The organism is Candidatus Polarisedimenticolia bacterium, from assembly GCA_036004685.1.
Classification (GTDB): Bacteria; Acidobacteriota; Polarisedimenticolia; order Gp22-AA2; family AA152; genus DASYRE01.
On the sequence record DASYRE010000031.1, the window covers coordinates 1 to 16,607 of the forward strand.

Genomic DNA, 16,607 nt, shown 5'->3' on the forward strand with positions numbered 1-16,607 from the left:
CGAGGTCGCCGAGGCGCCCGGATCGCAAGGCGCGCCAGAGCGTCGCGTACCCAAGGCGGTACGCAAGCGAGGCGCAACGCGGCGAGCCGGGATGGATCGGGGGCCGAATGTAACATGATTTTTGAGACGCGACACTAGGGAAGCTTCGCCGGTCCCGGGATCTTCCAGGCTTCCCACAACGTGATGGCGAGAAACAGGACGCTCATGACGTCGAAGTTCAGGGCGACCACTTGAGCCATCGTCGCGGGATTCGGGAGGATCGCGAGAGCCATCTCCCTCCCTTCCTTCTCCAGCGCCTGCTGGATGAAACTGCGGTTCACCAGGAAGCTGGCGTAGAAGAAAGCGGACCCGGCCACGATCAAGGAGAGGATCTGGAGTCCCCGGGAGCGCTTGTTTCCGGCCAGCATCGTCGTCCCTTTGCCGACGGCGATGCCGATCAGGATCGCGACGAGGCCGAATGCAGTATTGGTCCAGACGGTGATCAACCACCAGGCGAGGACGCCGAGGGTGCCGCCGAGCAGCGCGCCGAGCAGCGCCATCGGATAGTTGACGTCCTGGCCCTGCGCCTGGATGTCCCGGGTTCGCTCCGCCTGGAGATTGTTCGCGCAGGGAGGGCACAGGATCCCTTCGGTCGTTTGCACGCGGTCCTGCGTGGCGCCGAGCTCGGTGTTGCATCGGTTGCATCTCGGCAAAGAGGAAGCATGAGCGGTCGCGGCACTGGGTTGCATGACACCTCCTGTTGAAACCCCAGGTGCAGAAGATAGGCCGCGCGTCCTGGCTGTCAACACCGGAAGATGGCCGGTGACGCCGCGATGGACGCCCGCGGCCTCGAGGAACGACAAAAGGATGACGCTCACGCACGGCGCCCGCGCCCCGCGGCCTGAAATCCGACGAAACCTCCGGCCCGCGCGGCCGGCGGCTTGCAATGCCCTGGCGCGGCCCTATATTCGATCAAGGGAGCGCCGCCACACGGCTGGCTCCGAGGTCCCGCAGGATGCACCGCGCCATTTCCCACCCACCCGCGGACGGGCTCATCACGACGGCCGCGCCTCCGACGACCTATTTCCTGGGCGCCGGGGCCACGCGAGCCGACTATCCCGAAATTCCCCTCATGGACGAGCTGCTCCACGAAATCATCCAGAGCGGCTTCGCCGCGAATCTGCTCGTCACCTTCTTCGCGGACGTCTTCGGGGAAGAATGCGTGCGGCCGGGGGCCGAAGCGGCGGAGCGACCCCGGATCGACGACGTCTTCACGCTCATCGATGCCTCGCTCTCAGGCCGCGCTCCTTCTCCCGCCGGAAGGTCGCGCGAGCATCTGATCGAAGTCCGGGGGCACCTGATCGCCTCGATTGGCAGGGTCATCGCCAGGGCGATCGGCGAGGGCCAGGGAAGAATCGCGCGACGTTTCGCCCGGGCGCTACCGGAGGCCGGGACCACGCTCCTGTCGACCAACTACGACATCGTGATGGACAACGCCCTGCTGGGACGAACTCCGAAAAACGTCAACTACGGGCTCCCGGTCCGCGAGGCGGTGCAGCGCCGCGGCGACCTCCACGCCGGGCGGTTCGACGAGATGCACCACTACCGCGCCATCCCCGACAGTCAGGAGATCGTCCGGAGGGGAAGAATCCCGCTCCTGAAGCTCAACGGCTCGCTCAACTGGCTATACTGCCCGCGCTGCGACGAGCTCGACATCACGCTGCTCGAAGGAAAAGGGGCGCTGACGCTCCTCGACGATCCCGCGCTGGGCCGGTGCTGCATGGAGCGCTGCACGTCGCCCTACGAGGCGGTCCTCGTGGGGCCGAGCCTCGATCAACGTTACGAGCACCGGGTCCTGCGGGACACGTGGACGCGGGCGGAGCGGGCGCTGCAGAGCTCCAGCCGCCTGGTGATCGTCGGCTACTCGCTGCCCGATGCCGATTACCTCATCCGATCGATGCTGGCGCGCGCCTTCGGCCACCGCAGCCGCGACGTGACGGTCGTCGGCATGCCGGCCACCTTGATGGAGCGGCACGTGCTGGAGCGCCGCTACCGCCGGCTCTTCTCGCGCTGCTCCTTCGCCTTCGAGGGGTTCGCCGCGTTTCTGGAGAGACTGGTTCCGGCGTGACGGCTCCGCTCACCGCCATTTGAGGAGGGTGAAGAGGTTGCTATAGGAATCGGTCCAGAGGACCCGGCGCGGCGGCGCGGCGGCCGCCGCCTGGCGCACTTCTTTCCGGTTCAGGAATTCCTGGTTGTGGGTGAGCAGCACCCAGGTCGCCGCGCTGACCCTTCCCTCCCAGTCTCCCGGCGAGTCGACCATGAGAGGCCGGTACCCGAAATCCTCCCCGACGCCCCACACTACCGGACGCAGATCGACGTGGAGGTTCGAGATGTTGGCTGCAATCAGGCCTCCCTTCGCGAGATGCCGCCGGTAAGCTCCAAAAGCCTCCCGGGTCAGCAGGTGTATGGGTACCGAATCGCCATTGAAGGCGTCCAGGACGAGAACGTCGTAGCCCTGTGGCCGCTCCCTCTCCAGCGACAGGCGGGCGTCGCCCGGCACGATCTCGTGCCTGGCGCTGCTGTCGCGCAAGTAGACGAACTGCGACTCCGCGAGCAGCCCGACGTCGGGATTGATTTCGTAGAAGCGGTAAGTGTCCCCCTCCTGCCCGTACGTCGCGACGGTGCCGACTCCGAGCCCGACGACCCCCACCCGCAGCGGCTTCTCGTGCGGAAAATATCGCAGCGCCAGGCCGACCCCGCTGTTCTCGCCGTAGTAAGCGGTCGGGGCTCGCCGCAGCGAATCGTCGGTAAACTCCCAGCCATGGCTGACCCGGCCGTGGAACAGGCTGAGGCGATGCCGGAGAGGGTCGCCCCGATCGCTCTCTTGCACCCTGAGCACTCCATAGAAATTGCGCAAGGCGACGTTGTAGGCGAGCAGGTCGGCCAGCGCCTGAAGGGTGAGCACGGCGTTCAACACGACGACGCCCGACACCGCCGCCGTGACGAAAGCGATCGAGCGGGCCCGGCCGGACTTCGGCGCCGACGCGGAGGAGCTGTAAAGATAGGCCACCAGGGCCACCACGAAGGTGGTCCATATCCCCACGTTCAGCTCCAGATAGGATCGAAAGATCGCCGGCGCGATCAGCGACACGAAGACGGCTCCCAACGCTCCGCCCGCCGCGATCATCAGATAAAAAGAGGTCAGGTACTCCGGCGCAGGCCGCAGCCGCACCAGCTCTCCATGGCTCACCATGCAGGCTGCGAAGAGACCGAGCGACAGGATCGACACCTGCGTCAGGACGTCGGCCGCCGGGCCGCGAATCAGCGCCCACACCATGGCACCGGCCGCCACGACCTCCAGCGTCCAGAAGACCTTCCGCGAATACCAGCGATCCCTCTCGAAGCAGATGATGAACGAGACCAGGTAAAGCGTGAGGGGCACTACCCAGAGAAATGGAACGGAGGCGATGTCCTGGCACATCTGGTTGGTCACGGCGAGGAGCATGAGCGAGCCGTTGACCGCCAGCAGGAGCCATAGGATCTTCGCGGCCAGGCGCGGCGCGCCTGCGTCCCGCGCCGCCGCGCTCCGGCGGGTTTCCTGAGCCGCCGGCGCCGAAGGCGCGCCTTTCCAGATCGATGCCGCGCACAGGACGCAGGCGGCGCAGAACAGGACGAACCCGGCGGACCAGGCGAGCGATTGGGCGCGCAGCGAGAGCAGCGGCTCGACGGCGACGGGGTAGGTCAGCAGCGCCAGGAGCGAGCCGGCGTTCGAGAGCGCGTAGAGCCGGTAGGGTGAAAGGCCCGGCATCGCCAGCGACCGCCACCGCTGGAGCAGCGGCCCGGTCGTGGCGAGCATGAAATAGGGCAGGCCGATCGTCGCTCCCAGAAGCGTGAGAATCCGCAGCGTCGGACGTCCGGGATCGGGCGGCTTCCATCCGGGGCCCGGCAGGATCGGCATCAGCAGAATGGCCGCGGCGAGCAGAGCCAGGTGCAGGACGGCCTGGGAGCGGGGCTTCAGGCGGCTGCTCGACCAGTGCGCGTAGGCGTAGCCTCCAAGCAGCGCCACCTGGAAGAAGAGCAGGCAGGTCGTCCAGACCGAGGTCCCGCCCCCGAACCAGGGGAGGATGACCTTGCTGATCAGCGGCTGGATCTGGAATAGCAGGAAGGCGCTGAGGAATATGGTGACGGCGTATCGGCGCAAAGAGACCTCGATGAGTCGTCCTAGATACGCCCGGCCGTCCCATTTGTCAATCCAGCCCCGAGGCGCTGCCCGCGCGCCTTTCCGGGGGAAAATCCTCCCCGATCTGGAACTCGGAGCCGTTGTCGGCTACTCTATTGCACCCGTCCCTCTCGAAACCCAGGTCCCGGCGTCTTTGCCGATGTGGAGGAATGCGTGCCCGGGAACCGACCGAAGGTCGTCCCTTTGCCGGCCGGCGCGGACCGCGTGAAGATCAAGCCGCTGCAGGCGCGCCTGCGGGCGGAATCGGATCGCGCCGGTCTCGCTCCGGAAGTCGCCGAGCGCGACTACGTCATGTCCTGGATCCTCGCGGGAATCGCGAGCGTCCCCTCCCTGAAGGAGACGCTGGTCCTGAACGGAGGAGCGGCGCTGCGGAAGTCGTATTTCCCCGGCTACCGATTCACCGAGGAGATGGACTTCACCGCGGTCGGCGCGGTTCCGGCCGGCCCGGCGCTCGATCAGGCGATCCTGGAGGCCACGTCGAACGTCGTCCGGATGCTCACTCCCTATACTTCCGTTCAAATCCACTGCGAGCCCGGCGGCCGCCGGGCTTCGCGCGAGGAGAAGAAGGCGTTCGAGATCACGGCGCGGTTTCCATGGCAGAAGGAGGCCCCGCCCGTCATCGCCCGCATCACCATGGACGAGATCTTGCTGACGCCCTGCGCCTCCCGCCCCATCCGGCACGATTACGGCGAGACGATCGAGCTGCAGGTCCTCGTCTGCTCCTTGGACGAGATCGTCGCGGAGAAGCTGCGGGCGATTCTCGAGCACGGCGCCGCCGGAAAGAGCGAGGCGATCGATCGACGGATTCTCGATTATTACGATCTATGGAAAGTGCTGGAAGCCTTCGGAGGGCGGCTGGACGTCCCCGACTTCCCGGCGCTGCTGCGCGAGAAGTGCCGCAGCGGAAACCTGTCTTTTCAGGGGCCGGAGAGCTTCTTCCCCGAGCCGCTCCTTGCGAAGGTCCAGGCGGGGTGGGACAAGGCGCTGAAGTCGCTCTCGACCGAGGTGCCGCTCTACCAGACGGTCGTCACGCGTCTTGGCGCGCACGTCTCCGCGCTCCTCGCATCGCCACGCGTCCCGAAAGTCTCCGCCACGGAATCGCCCTCGGGCGAGTCGCCCGCCCCGTAGCGCGTCACAGACCCCGTAGAAAAAAAGAGTGAGGAGGGGCCCCGATCTGTTTAGGATCGGGACCCCCAACTCATCCTTCGTATTTGCCCTTGGGAAGAGTCGCCCGCTATTTAGCGTGCTGCTTAACCCAGTCGGATAGAGCCTGGATGGCCGGGTTCGCCGAGGGAAGCGACGCGGCCCGCGCCATGCCCGCGCCGGCGAAGACGATCCGCCCGCCTGAGCCGCCGCCCGTCCACGTCTCGGGGCGCGCTGCGGCGAGAAGGGTTCTGAGCTCCGCCATCTCGCGGGCCGCGAGGCTCGCGACCAGCGTCCGGCTCTTCCCCTGGGTCCGCCAGAGCTCCCCGTCGCTCTCGACGCTAAGCTCGGTCCCGCCGGGGAGCACGACGGTGATGCTTTCGAAGGACCGCGACGAGTCCCCTTCCTCGCGATCGACGCTGTCATTTGCGGCGCCGCCGGCGTTCTCCCTTCCGGATCCGTCCTTTCTCTTCCTCCCGAGCTTGTCCAGATACGGCTCGGCCTTGGCGGTCTCTCGAGGCGAGGAAGAAGGAACCCCCGCACCCGTCGAGGCCGGAGGCGCCTGCGCCTTGGCGTCCCCATACCCCTGGACCATCAACGATTGGCGCGCCACGAACCCCGTCATGTTCCCGGCCACGCCGAAGTTCCCCTCGTAGGAGACGTCCTGCGGCATCTCGACGGGCACGTTGATTTCCGTCGAGGACCCGCTGTAGTTCGACACCTCGCTGTCGACCGCGACGAGCGACGTGTAGGCCGTCATCAGGCGGTGGCGAAGGCCGAGCCTGGTGATCGCCTCGACCACTTCGGGCTGGGCCCCGTCGTGCAGCTCGCGCTCCAGACGATGAATCCGGGCGCGCGCCCAGAGGCGCCCGAGCGCCTCGTGATCGGCCGCTTCGGCCGGCAGCGTGACGACCCGGCGCAGGACGCGGCGCAGCCCGTGCGACGTTCCTTCCAGACGAAGCAGGCCGGTGCCGGGGCGGAGGTAACGGCCGTGGACGACGAGCGGCGAGCCAGCGAAGAGATCGGGGATGTTCCGCGGCTCCTGATCCTCCACCTCCAGATCCTTCCAGGTCATCCGGATGTCGGTGAGGACGGGCGTCTCGATCCGCTCGACGAAGCGCTCCACCATCTGGTCGGGAGTCTCGCGCGGCGCGAGGAACGCCGCCTCGCCCCGCCCCTCCTCGGCCAGTCCTTCCAGGAGGTAACGGTTGACCGAGGAGCCGATCCCGAACGAGAAGAGCCGGGCGCCGCCGAGCAGGCGCCGGACCTCGCCGAGGATCTCGCTCTCGTTGCCGATGTAGCCGTCGGTGAGGAACGCGACGATGCGCAGCCGCTCCGGATCCGCGGGCCGCGCGAGCGCCGCCCGGATTCCGGAGATCATCTCCGTGCCGCCCTCGCCCCGCAGCGAATCGAGGAAGATCCGGGCGCGCCGGAGATTCTCGGGCGTCGCGGCCAGGGGAGCCGGGCCGAGCCCGGAAGCCCGATCCGAGAACCGGACGATCTGGAACGTGTCTCCCGGCCGGAGCGCCACGAGCGCCTTCCGGACGACGTTCTTCGCCGCCTCGATCGGGACGCCCATCATCGAGCCGGAGCAGTCGAGGACGAAGATCAGCTCGCGCGGCGCCGCCTCCTCGTCGCCCGGCTCGGCCGGAGGCTGCAGGACCAGCGTGAACACGCCCGGCCCGCTTTCCTCGGAGGCATTCCGCCACGCCAGGATCCCCATCTCGGTCGCCTCCCCGCCCAGGCGCCAGAGCAGGCGGAAATCGCGGTTCAAGGCGGCGCCGCGGCCGTCCTCGTCGGAGAGCCTCACTTGGGCGGCCTTCTCGTCCTCCTGCGTGATGCCCACCCGGTGCGAAGGCGACCGGAGGTCGCGGATCTCGATCCCCTCGTCGAGCGCCACCCGCATCGTCAGCCGCTGCCCGGTGACCTGATCCGGGACGACGACGGGGGGATCGATCTTTCCGGGATCGGTCTGGCGGCAAGGGATGAACCGCGGCCCCACGACCGTCGGGAAGACGTACTCGCAGGCGCCGTCCTCGCAGCGGATCTCATGATCGAAGGAGAGAATCACCTGCACGCGCGCGCCCGGAATGATGTTGGCCACCTGCTGGGCGAAGACGTTCGGCCGCTCCTGATCCAGCAGCCCCGCCACCCGTCCCCCGGCACGGGCCTGCTCGTAGATCGCCCGGGCCTCGGCGCGCCGCTTCATGTCGCCCTGGATGAGGCGATCGCCGATCCGCAGGCTCATGTCGGTGACGGCGGCGCCGGCGGGCAGCGGAAAGATGTAGAGGCCGTCGACCGGATAGGGGTTCGGGTTCTCCCACGATTGCGTGACCACGGCGTGCGCCACCGGGCCGGTGATCACGACCTTCACGTCGGTGGACTTCAGGAGAAACGGGTCTTGATTCTCGCTGGCGCCGGCGAGGCGCGGCCCTCGCGGCTCGGAAGCGAGCGCTCCCCCGCCCGGCGGCAAGGCGAGCAGGCACAGCAGAACGATGCGGAGCAGGTTGCGGGTACCGGACGCGGTCATGTCTCCTCCTTCTTCGAACGTTTTTGGTTCCTGCTCGTGAGACCGCCGCGCCCGGAAAAAGTTCCCGTCACCCGCCCATTTCCCAATCGTCTTTTTTGGGGGGGTTCTCGGGAACTTTCCGGCGCTCGAGCTGTCTCATCTCTCGATGAGAAGCTCCGGGACTTTTTCCCGCAGACGTGGCATTCTTGAGGGCATGCGAAACCTTCGTCTGGTGAGCCCCGATTCCGAGGAGGAGCTCGTCCGCCGCGCCCGCCTGGGAGACGCCGACGCGTTTCAAAGCCTGGTGCGGCAGTACCTCCCCCGGCTCTGGAAGGTCGCCTGGCGGATACTTCGCCATCGGGAAGATACGGAGGACGTGATGCAGGAAGTCTTTCTGTCGGCCTACCGGGCGCTTCCCGAGTTCCGAGGCGAGTCCAGCCTCTCGACCTGGCTGCACCGGATCGCCGTGACCCGGGCGCTCAACCATCGGGACAAGGCCGCCGAGCGGATCCGCCGCGTCTCGGACCCCTGGACGGGCTTCGCGGGCGAGCGCTTCCGGAGCGCCGAAGCTTCGGAGACCGCCTCGCCGCTTCGCACGCTCGAGACCCGTGAGCTGATGCGCCGGGTCAGCCAGTGCCTGGAGAAGATGCCGATGTCCTTTCGGGCGGTCCTCTCGCTGCGGGACGTCGAGACTCTCTCCTACGAGGAGACCGCCCGGATCCTGGGAATCGCCCTGGGGACGGTGCGCTCGCGCCTGGCGCGCGCCCGCCTCGCCTTGAGGGAATGCGTGCAGGAGGAGGGGTGATGGGCCCGCCCGAAGACCTCCATCCGACCGAGGCGATCTCCGCCTATCTGGACGGGGCCGCCGACCCCGAAGAAAGAGTCCGGGTGGAGGAGCACCTGCGCGACTGCGTCCTGTGCCGCGACTTGGTCGACGACTTTCGCGCCCTTTCCACCTCGGTGGCCTCCGAAGAGCCGCCGCCGATGCCTTCCTATCTCGCCACCCAGATTCGCTACCGGATCGAACAAGCCGCGAAGCGCAGCCAGCGCGACCGGCTCCGAACTCCCTTCTGGAGGAGCCCCTTCGCCCTGGCCGCGGCCGGAGTGGCGGTCGCCACACTGGTCTGGCTGGCGGTGCGCCAGCAGATGCCGCAGCCGGCGTCCCCGCCTCTCAGAGACCAGGATGCCGTGCAAGACGGCGCTGCCGCGACCCCCTCCTCGCCTCCCGAGGCCAAAGGGGTAAGCGGGACCTCCCTGGCCGAGAAGGAAAACTCCGACGCCATCATGGTCCACCTGGGGAAGGACCTGAACCGGCTTAATTCGAAGACTTCGCCGGAGACCGCCAAGAAGCAAGAGTCGATGGCCGACGAGAAGGCGCGCCCGGACGAGCGGCGGGCCTCGCAGGAGGAGAGCTTCAACGAAGCTCAGGAGACCGACGGCGACGCGAGCCCGGATCGGGCCGAGGGCTATGAGGACGCCCTGCAGACGGAGGGCGCGGCCGGCGGAAGCCGCGCCCCGGCACCTCAACCGCCCCCGGCGACGGCGGAGCCTTCGGAGCCGCCGGACAACGCCCCGCCGCCGGCCGGCACCGCCATGGGAGCCGGACCTGGGTATGGAGAGGCACAACCCCTCTCCGGCCGCCCGCGCAAGACGTACTATCCGGCAAGAGGGAAAGAAGCGCGGGAGATGGCCAAGGCGAAGGCAGACGCCGGGCGCGAAGCGCTTCTCGAGGCTCCGGCCCCCGGCCCGCGCTCGCTTCTTTATGAGACGCCGGAGGCCACCGTCACCCTCTCCGAGGAAGGGGTGATCACTCTGGTGCAGCGCGGCTATGCCTGCTCGGTGAACGTCGCGACGCAACCGGCGGATGGAGGCAACCTCGTGGCGCCCTTCGAGCTGGAGGCCCTCTTCAACCGCGCCGCTTCCCGGGAAATCGGGGCGTCCGCGGCCCGGGCCGAGGCGCCCGAAGACGCTTCCCAGCAGGACAAAGGGGCCCGGTCCAAGACCCTGACGCTCCGGGACTCGCAGGGAAGCATCATCTATAAGGCGCAGTACGGCGACTCCCCCGAAGTCGCCGCCTCCCGCTCCGTCCTCGATCTCGAAGCCGAGATCCGCCAGGCGGTCTGGACGCGCTTCCGCCCGAATCTCGAGCAACGCTGCGGCCCGATCCCCGGCAGACCGAGTCCTACTCCCTGACGGCTTGTAAACTCCCCGCTTTGCCCGCCGGCTTTGGACGCTGCAATCGGTATCGCCGATCACCCGAAACCTAATCCTCCCGGCAACGTTCGATAAATAATGGCCGGAAACTCCGGCGGTGCGCTAAAAGCGCCTCAGATCTCTTAGAATCCCCCCGCGAGCCCGACCCCCGGGAGGGGCCGGCGCTGCGACAAGGAGGAGGCATGTTCGCGAAGGCGTGGTTCCTGGCGGCGATCCTCGGCGTCCTCTTGGCCTCGCCGGCTCAGGCGGAGGCCCCGCCCACCCCGGAAGCCTATTTCAAGTTCCAGCCGGGCGCCGAAGGGCGCCTGATCGACTACGAGCAGCTCCTCGGGTATCTGGAAGCGCTTGATAAAGCCTCGCCGCGCCTGGAGCTTCGTCGGATCGGCACGTCGCCCCAGGGCAAGCCGATGATGGTCGCCTTCATCTCGAGCGAAAAGAACATCGCGGGGCTCGACGGCCTGCGCGAGATCAACCAGCGCCTGGCGCTCGATCCGTCGATCCCCGATACGGAGCGCACCGCGCTCACCGAACGAGGCCGCGTCTTTCTCCTGGCGACGCTGTCGATGCACGCCGACGAGATGGCGCCCACCCAGTCCTTTCCTCTCTACGCCTACGAGCTGGCCGTCACCCGCGATCCCGCCGTCGTCCGCCAGCTCGAGGAAACCGTCTGGATGATCGTGCCTTCCCAGAATCCCGACGGCCTCGACATGGTGGTGGAGAACTACCACAAGTATCGTGGGACGCCCTGGGACGGCTCGTCGCTGCCGCGCGTCTACCACCGCTACGTGGGCCACGACAACAACCGCGACTACGTCACCCTCTCGCAGGAGGACACGCGCGCCATCGCGCGCCTGTACTCCACCGAATGGTTCCCGCAAGTCATGGTCGAGAAGCACGGCATGGGCTCGGCCGGGCCGCGCTATTACTGCCCTCCCAACCACGATCCGATCGCCGAGAACGTCGACGGGGAAGTCTGGAGCTGGATCAACGTCTTCGGCACCAACATGGCGCGCGACATGGCGCACGACGGCCTCAAGGGCGTCTCGCAGCATTGGGAGTTCGACAACTACTGGCCCGGCTCGACCGAAACGGCGCTCTGGAAGAACAGCATCGCCCTGCTGACCGAGAACGCCACTCCCAACGGCGCCTCGCCCGTGTACATCGAGCCGAACGAGCTGGAAGGCGGAGGCAAGGGGCTGTCGGAGTACAAGAAGAGCGTGAACATGCCGGACCCGTGGCCGGGCGGATGGTGGCGGCTGAGCGACGCGGTGAATTACGAGCTGTCGTCGTTCCGGTCGTTGCTGCGCACCGCGGCCGAGAATCGTTTGGACCTCCTGCGCTTCCAGAACGATCTCTGCCGCCGCGAAGTCGCCCGCGGCCGGAGCCAGCCGCCTTACTACTTCGTCCTGCCGCCGAGCCAGCGCGATCGCGGCGAATGGGTCAATCTCGTCAACCTCCTCGCCGAGCACGGCGTGCGGCTGTTCCACCTGCCGCACGAAGTCGCCGCCGGCGGCCGGCGGTTCGAGGCGGGCTCGGTGGTCGTGCCTCTGGCGCAGCCCTTCCGTCCCTTCATCCAGGAGGTGATGGAGAAGCAGCGCTATCCGATCCGGCACTACACGCCCGACGGCGAGATCATCCGCCCCTACGACATCACGAGCTGGTCGCTGCCGCTGCATCGCGGCGTCGCGGCGGAGGCCGTGGGCGCGCGGCTGCCGGAGATGGAAGCAGCGTGGCAGAGCTTGCAGACTCCCCTCACCCTCGGCAACCGCCCGTCGCGGCTGCCGGCCGGGACCTGGGGGATCGCGTTCCGGCCCGACGAGAACGAAGCGTTCCGCGCCGCCTTCCTCGCCTTGGCGACCGGACGTTCCGTTAGCCGGACGACGACTCCGGCGAGCGCCGGCGGGAATCCTCTTCCCGCCGGAACCATCATCGTCCGCGGCGGGACGGGCACCCCCACGGAAGCGCTCCTAGAGAAGGTGGCCGTGCCTCCGGTCGTACTGACAGCCGACCCAGGCGGGAAGCTCGACCCCGTGAAGCTGCCGCGCGTCGCGCTCGTCGAAACCTACTTCCACGACATGGAGGCGGGATGGACCCGCTTCCTGTTCGACACTTACGGAGTCCCCTACAAGGTCGTGCACCCCGGCGAGATCGAGAAGCTCGACCTCGCGGCCGGCTACGATCTGATCGTCTTCCCCAACAACAGCAAGGAAGAGCTGATGGAGGGACACTTCAAGCAGGACGAGAAGGTTTCGATTCCCGATCTCCCGCCCGAGTTCCGCAAGGGGATCGGCTCGAAGGGGATGCAGAAGCTCATCGCGTTCGCCGAACAAGGCGGAGTCATTCTCGCTTGGGGAGAGTCTTGCGATCTCTTCCTCGGGGTCCAGGAGATCAAGCACGGCAAGGAGAAAGATGCGGAGGGGGAGGAATTCCAGCTCCCCGTCGAGAACGTCGCCAAGGAGCTGGGCAAGAAAGGCTTCGCCGTGCCGGGCTCCTGGATGCGCGCCCGCTTCGCCCAGGACAGCCCGCTGACCTGGGGGATGCCGGAAGAGGGCGGCTACTTCTTCCAGGGAAAGCCGGTGTTTCGCACGTCGGTGCCGGGGCCCGACATGGATCGCCGCGTCCTCGTCAGCCATCCCGAGACCGAGATCCTCCTCTCCGGCTTCGCCGAGAACGAGAAGCTCCTGGCCAACACCGTCGCCGGCGTCTGGGCCCGCAAAGGCCGCGGCCAGTTCGTCCTCTACACCTTCTCCCCCAACTTCCGCGGCTCGACCCCCTCCACCTCCAAGCTGATCTTCAACGCCCTGCTCATGCCGAGAATCACCTCGGCGAAAGCGACGGCCCCGTAGGAAGTTGTGGGGAAACAATCAAGAGGGGCGATTCAAGGCGTGAGGTGGCCGGCTGACTGCCAGGCCTTGATCGCCTCGATGGGATGGACCAGCATGATGACGTTCAGCGTCAGGTTGTCGCGCACCCAGATCAGGCAGACGACCTCCATGACGAGGACCGCCGTGACGCTGACCCAGGGGCGCATCCGGGACGCGAACAGGAAGCCGAGCGCCACCATCACGACGTCGCTGCACGAATTGAGCACGCTGTCGCCGACGTAGCCTTGGGCGATCGTCGCCTCCCGGTAGCGGTTGATGATCACCGGAGAGTTCTCGAGGATCTCCCACCCCGCTTCGATCAGCAACGCGATCAGGAACCGGTAGCGCACCGGCAGCCGCCGCGCCACGAGCCACAGGAAGGCGAAGAACAGGATCCCGTGCACGACGTGTGAAAAGGAATAGGCGTCGAGAACCCGCTGCGAGTTCTCGCTGCTCCAGATGTCGCCGTCCCACCATCCGAACCTTCCGTCCGGCCCCAGCGGCGAGCGTCCGATCGATCTTTCGACGATCGCCGTCAGCGCGATCACGGCGAGCACGGCGAGGACAATCCACCGGTGGCTTCTCAAGAAGCTCAGAGCACGGCGCAGGCCGGGCTCAGGCTGGTGCATGGGCTTTGATAGGTGAAGCGGGGTCGATAGGCACAAGCATCATTACCACATTTCAAGCGCGCAAGTGTTCAGGGTACGACGTGCCGAGCTGACTGCCAGGCCTGGACGACGGGGATGGGGTGGAGAACCCGCAGGACGCTCAACGTCAGGTTCTCACGCACCCAGAAGAGGCAGAAAAGCTCCAGGACGACGATGGCCGCCACGCTTGTCCGCAGGCGCATCCGCGAGGCGCACAGGAAGCCGAGCGCCATCATGAGGATGTCGCTGCAGGAATTGAGGATGCTGTCGCCGATATAGCCCTGAGCGATCGTCCCTGCGCGGTAGCGCTCGATGACGGGCCGCGAGTTCTCGAGGATTTCCCAGCCTGCCGCGAGCAGCAGCGCGATCAGCAGCCGGCGGCGAAGCGGAAGCCGCGGCGCGACCAGCCACAACCCGGCGAAGAAGAGGATCCCGTGCACGATGTGCGAGAACGAATAGACGTCCATCACCCGCTGCGAGTTCCCGCTGCTCCAGATGTCGCCGTCCCACCAGCCGAACCGGCCGTCCGGTCCCAATGGCGAGCGCCCCATCGACGTCTCGACGGCCGCCGTCAGCACCAGCACCGCGATGGCGCCGAGGACGATCCACCGATGGCTTCTCAGGAAGCTCAGGGCGCGGCGCAGGCCGGTCTCAGGCCAGCCTGTTGCATGGGCTTTGATAACTGATACTTGGTAGAAAGAGCTCATAGGCATAAGCATCATTATTCTAGCCAGAATCGACGTCGGCGGCATTTCCTTGCAAATTCCAGGGTCAAGCGGTATATGAATCGACATCATGTTTAGAAGAGCCCTCGCGCTGACGGCTTTCATCCTCTTCCACGGGTCACTCTCCGCTGCCGACTGCAGCGGGACTTCCGTGGGATTTCTGCCGCTCAACGACCTGGGGCCCGGCACCTACCAGGGGTTCGAGGGGGGCCTCTATCCGGGAGGCTCGAACGCGCGCCCCGCCTCGCACGAGCAGGCTCTCGATCGGGTGGGGCGCGTCATGCTCCTGGATCCGCAGGGACTGCCGGATGCCGCGAACGGCAAGATCGTCCTGATGTCGGTGGGCATGTCCAACACGACGCAGGAGTTCAGCACGTTCAAGCCGCTCGCCGACGCCGACCCGGTGAAGAATTCGCGGCTGGTCGTCGTCGATGCGGCGGAGGGCGGGCAGGATGCCACTATCATCTCGAATCCCGGAGCACTCTACTGGACGCACGTCGACCAGAAGCTCGCGAACGCCGGCGTGACCCCTTTGCAGGTGGAGGCGGTCTGGCTCAAGGAGGCGCGGGTGGGTCCCACCGAGGCGTTTCCGCTGGACGCGCAGATCCTTCGCGACGAGCTGCGCTCCATCGTCCAGATCGTCAAGTCGCGCTATCCCAACACCCGCAGCGTCTATCTTTCGAGCCGGACCTACGCGGGATACGCGAGCTCGACGCTGAACCCGGAGCCCTACGCCTACCAGTCGGCCTTCTCGGTGAAGTGGCTCATCGAGGAGCAGCTCAACGGCAGCGCGGCGCTCAATTTCGATCCCGCCAAGGGGCCGGTGATGGCGCCCTGGCTCTCCTGGGGACCGTATCTTTGGGCCGACGGGCTCACCCCGCGCAGCGACGGGCTCACCTGGGCCTGCGACGACTTCCAGCCGACCGACGGCACCCATCCTTCGACCTTGGGGAGAAACAAGGTCGCCGGCCTCCTGCTCGATTTCTTCAAGACCGATCCGACGGCGGCGCGCTGGTTCGTGGACTGCTTTCCGTCGGATCCGGGAACCTTCGCGGCTCCTCCGGAGGCGCTTGGCCTGCGGGTGACGGAGGCGGGCGGCGGGGCGGTGGCGATTTCCTGGGCGAGTCTCGATCCGGTGGTGGGAGCCGGCGCGCTCTACGACCTCTTGAGCGGAGCGATTTCCCAGCTGGTCTTCGATCGCGGATATGGACGGGCGGGCTGCCTCGCCAATTCCCTGGCCGACACCCCCTTCACCGACTCGCGCCCCGGGCCGCCGGTCGGCCAGGCAGCTTACTATCTGGTGCGCGGCCGGAACGCCTGTGGATTAGGAACCTACGGCGACAGCGGCTTCGTCCCCGATCCCCGTGACACGCTGGACGCCGGCACTCCCCCCTGCCCGTAGCCAAGGCTCGGTACTCGCCTCCTCCTTCCCGGCTTCCCTGGTTGATTATCAACCGTGTAATGGTTGATTATCAGCCACCAAGATGATGGAACTTTCCCGCGCTGATCTCCGTATTCCCGGTCATCTGCCGTCGTGCGTCTCAATGAGAAAGTCTGCCCGTGAAAAGTCTGGCCCTAAGAGGTTCGTCCATGAAGAAGCTGCCCATCACCTTGAAGACGCTCCCCTTTGCCCTACCGTCCCTACTTGGCATCGTCGCCTTGGCCCTGCTCTTCCCCACCACCGGCGCGCTTGCTGCAAGCCATGCTAATACTGAGGTCGAAGAGGTCGGGAAACAGCCCGTCCAGGTCGATTTCCCCTCCGGCGGCAACCTCAAGATGGACCTGTGCTCGAGCGGCGTGGAGATCATCGGCGTCGACAAGAACCGGGTCCTGGTCAGCTACGACGGCCCCAAAGACAACAGCCGGGTCAAGGTTAGCCTCAAGACATCTGGCTCCGAGGGGACGGTGGAGGTCGATGGCTGCACGCACGACAACTTCCGCATCACCATCGAGGTGCCCCGGCAGACCCATCTCCACGTGCGGATGGCGGCGGGCGAGCTCCGGGTGGAAGACATCACGGGCAACAAGGACCTGGAGCTGCACGCCGGCGAGCTGAACGTCGATCTCGGCAGGGCCGGAGATTACGCCCACGTCGAGGCATCGGTGATGACCGGCGAGGTCGAGGCGGCCGCCTTCGACGTCTCCAAGGGAGGGTTCTTCCGCTCCTTCGAGCGCAAAGGTCCCGGTCGCTACCGCCTCCACGCCCACGTCGGCTTGGGGCAGGTGACGATCAACTAGACAGAGGCCGTATCGCGGCGCACGAATCGCCCGAAGGTAGCGTTCGTG

At 66.8% G+C, this 16,607-nt stretch carries 12 protein-coding genes; 7 read left to right on the forward strand and 5 right to left on the reverse strand.

The genetic code is table 11. The features are described 5' to 3' along the window. Positions 1 to 134: 134 nt before the first annotated feature. Complete coding sequence (locus tag VGR67_06995; protein HEV8336141.1) at positions 135 to 728, reverse strand: hypothetical protein; 594 nt, start codon at positions 726 to 728, stop codon at positions 135 to 137. 266 nt (positions 729 to 994) lie between these two features. On the opposite strand from VGR67_06995, the gene VGR67_07000 reads away from it, so the two are divergent. Beyond that, a complete protein-coding gene (locus VGR67_07000) occupies positions 995 to 2,107 on the forward strand; it encodes a hypothetical protein (GenBank protein HEV8336142.1) in 1,113 nt (370 codons plus the stop codon). 9 nt (positions 2,108 to 2,116) lie between these two features. On the opposite strand, the gene VGR67_07005 is transcribed toward VGR67_07000, so the two are convergent. Beyond that, complete coding sequence (locus VGR67_07005) at positions 2,117 to 4,180, reverse strand: fused MFS/spermidine synthase (GenBank protein ID HEV8336143.1); 2,064 nt, start codon at positions 4,178 to 4,180, stop codon at positions 2,117 to 2,119. A gap of 192 nt (positions 4,181 to 4,372) precedes the next feature. Between VGR67_07005 and VGR67_07010 the strand changes: the two genes are divergently transcribed. Next, on the forward strand, positions 4,373 to 5,347 hold the full coding sequence (locus VGR67_07010; protein ID HEV8336144.1) for a nucleotidyl transferase AbiEii/AbiGii toxin family protein: 975 nt from the start codon (positions 4,373 to 4,375) through the stop codon (positions 5,345 to 5,347). A gap of 106 nt (positions 5,348 to 5,453) precedes the next feature. On the opposite strand, the gene VGR67_07015 is transcribed toward VGR67_07010, so the two are convergent. Further along, positions 5,454 to 7,892, reverse strand: coding sequence for a VIT domain-containing protein (locus tag VGR67_07015; GenBank protein HEV8336145.1), 2,439 nt, complete (start codon positions 7,890 to 7,892; stop codon positions 5,454 to 5,456). A gap of 193 nt (positions 7,893 to 8,085) precedes the next feature. Here VGR67_07015 and VGR67_07020 point away from each other — a divergent pair, with 193 nt between their 5' ends. From VGR67_07020 to VGR67_07030, 3 genes are all read left to right on the forward strand, one after another. Next, positions 8,086 to 8,676, forward strand: coding sequence for a sigma-70 family RNA polymerase sigma factor (locus VGR67_07020; GenBank protein HEV8336146.1), 591 nt, complete (start codon positions 8,086 to 8,088; stop codon positions 8,674 to 8,676). Continuing rightward, on the forward strand, positions 8,676 to 10,064 hold the full coding sequence (locus VGR67_07025; protein HEV8336147.1) for a zf-HC2 domain-containing protein: 1,389 nt from the start codon (positions 8,676 to 8,678) through the stop codon (positions 10,062 to 10,064). Before VGR67_07020 ends, VGR67_07025 begins: the two co-directional genes overlap by 1 nt. Positions 10,065 to 10,267: 203 nt before the next feature. Next, positions 10,268 to 12,931 carry a M14 family zinc carboxypeptidase gene (locus VGR67_07030; protein ID HEV8336148.1) on the forward strand — a complete coding sequence of 888 codons (2,664 nt, stop codon included), beginning with the start codon at positions 10,268 to 10,270 and terminating at the stop codon, positions 12,929 to 12,931. 32 nt (positions 12,932 to 12,963) lie between these two features. On the opposite strand, the gene VGR67_07035 is transcribed toward VGR67_07030, so the two are convergent. Beyond that, positions 12,964 to 13,536, reverse strand: coding sequence for a DUF2585 family protein (locus VGR67_07035; GenBank protein HEV8336149.1), 573 nt, complete (start codon positions 13,534 to 13,536; stop codon positions 12,964 to 12,966). A 110-nt stretch (positions 13,537 to 13,646) separates the two neighbouring features. Then, on the reverse strand, positions 13,647 to 14,303 hold the full coding sequence (locus VGR67_07040; protein HEV8336150.1) for a DUF2585 family protein: 657 nt from the start codon (positions 14,301 to 14,303) through the stop codon (positions 13,647 to 13,649). 88 nt (positions 14,304 to 14,391) lie between these two features. On the opposite strand from VGR67_07040, the gene VGR67_07045 reads away from it, so the two are divergent. Beyond that, positions 14,392 to 15,723: a hypothetical protein gene (locus VGR67_07045; GenBank protein ID HEV8336151.1), complete on the forward strand. Its 1,332-nt coding sequence runs from the start codon at positions 14,392 to 14,394 to the stop codon at positions 15,721 to 15,723. A 188-nt stretch (positions 15,724 to 15,911) separates the two neighbouring features. Continuing rightward, positions 15,912 to 16,559 (forward strand): hypothetical protein, encoded by a 648-nt coding sequence (locus VGR67_07050; protein HEV8336152.1) that lies wholly within the window; start codon positions 15,912 to 15,914, stop codon positions 16,557 to 16,559. The last annotated feature ends 48 nt before the right edge of the window (positions 16,560 to 16,607 follow it).

Bases quoted from the DNA above. Each gene is read 5' to 3' on its own strand.
- VGR67_06995 (HEV8336141.1), bottom strand. From the start codon at position 728: ATGCAACCCAGTGCCGCGACCGCTCATGCTTCCTCTTTGCCGAGATGC.
- VGR67_07000 (HEV8336142.1), top strand. From the start codon at position 995: ATGCACCGCGCCATTTCCCACCCACCCGCGGACGGGCTCATCACGACG.
- VGR67_07015 (HEV8336145.1), bottom strand. From the start codon at position 7,892: ATGACCGCGTCCGGTACCCGCAACCTGCTCCGCATCGTTCTGCTGTGC.
- VGR67_07020 (HEV8336146.1), top strand. From the start codon at position 8,086: ATGCGAAACCTTCGTCTGGTGAGCCCCGATTCCGAGGAGGAGCTCGTC.
- VGR67_07025 (HEV8336147.1), top strand. From the start codon at position 8,676: ATGGGCCCGCCCGAAGACCTCCATCCGACCGAGGCGATCTCCGCCTAT.
- VGR67_07030 (HEV8336148.1), top strand. From the start codon at position 10,268: ATGTTCGCGAAGGCGTGGTTCCTGGCGGCGATCCTCGGCGTCCTCTTG.
- VGR67_07040 (HEV8336150.1), bottom strand. From the start codon at position 14,303: ATGAGCTCTTTCTACCAAGTATCAGTTATCAAAGCCCATGCAACAGGC.
- VGR67_07045 (HEV8336151.1), top strand. From the start codon at position 14,392: ATGTTTAGAAGAGCCCTCGCGCTGACGGCTTTCATCCTCTTCCACGGG.
- VGR67_07050 (HEV8336152.1), top strand. From the start codon at position 15,912: ATGAAGAAGCTGCCCATCACCTTGAAGACGCTCCCCTTTGCCCTACCG.